The following is a 776-nucleotide window of genomic DNA, read 5'->3' as shown; positions in this document are numbered from 1 at the left end:
ATGTGCTCGCGCATGTAGTTGACGCCGACATTCATCAGCTCGACGGCGTCCAGCGCCGAGCGACCCAGATGCGGCGCGGCGGCGGCATGGCTGGAGCGGCCGGTGAAGGAAAAATCGACCTCCATGCAGGCCAGCGACTTCGGCTTGTTGACGCCGGAGAAGGCCGCCGGGTGCCAGCAGATGGCGATGTCGACATCGTCGAAGGCGCCGTCGCGCACCATGAAGCCCTTGGCCGAGCCGCCCTCCTCGGCGGGGCAGCCGTAGTAGCGGACGCGACCCTTCAGCCCCCGCTCGGCCAGCCAGTCCTTCACCGCGGCCGCAGCCAGCATCGAGGCCGAGCCCAGCAGGTTGTGGCCGCAGCCATGGCCATGCCCACCCGCCTCGATCGGGCGGTGCTCGGCGACGCCGGCCTCCTGGCTCAGGCCCGGCAGCGCATCGTATTCGCCGAGGATGGCGATCACCGGGCCCTCCTCGCCCGCCTCGCCCATCACGGCGGTGGGGATGCCGGCGACGCCCTCGGTCACCCGGAAGCCCTCCTCCCGCAGCAGGGCGGCATGCTCGGCGGCCGAACGATGCTCGGCATAGTTGAGCTCGGGCATGCCCCAGACAGCGTCGCTGAGGGCGTTGTAGCGGTCGCGGCGCGATTCGACATGGCGCCAGACGGCATCGGAATTCTTCATGGCGGGCTTCCCCCGGAAACAGCGTTTCCCGGGTTATAAACAGCCGGAAGAAAAGAAAGACAGGGGGCTCCGCCCCCCGACCCCCGCCGGGGGGAT

The 776-nt window shown here is 69.6% G+C and carries 1 protein-coding gene; it reads right to left on the bottom strand.

Going from position 1 to position 776, the window contains the following annotated elements:
* A partial coding sequence (locus BKE38_RS28435; protein ID WP_131829773.1) for an amidohydrolase occupies positions 1-680 on the bottom strand: 680 nt, incomplete at its 3' end.
* Between the last annotated feature and the right edge of the window lie 96 nt (positions 681-776).

It is taken from the genome of Teichococcus deserti (assembly GCF_001982615.1).
In the GTDB taxonomy this organism is placed as follows: Bacteria; Pseudomonadota; Alphaproteobacteria; order Acetobacterales; family Acetobacteraceae; genus Pseudoroseomonas; species Pseudoroseomonas deserti.
This window is presented reverse-complemented; position numbering and strand designations above follow the sequence as displayed.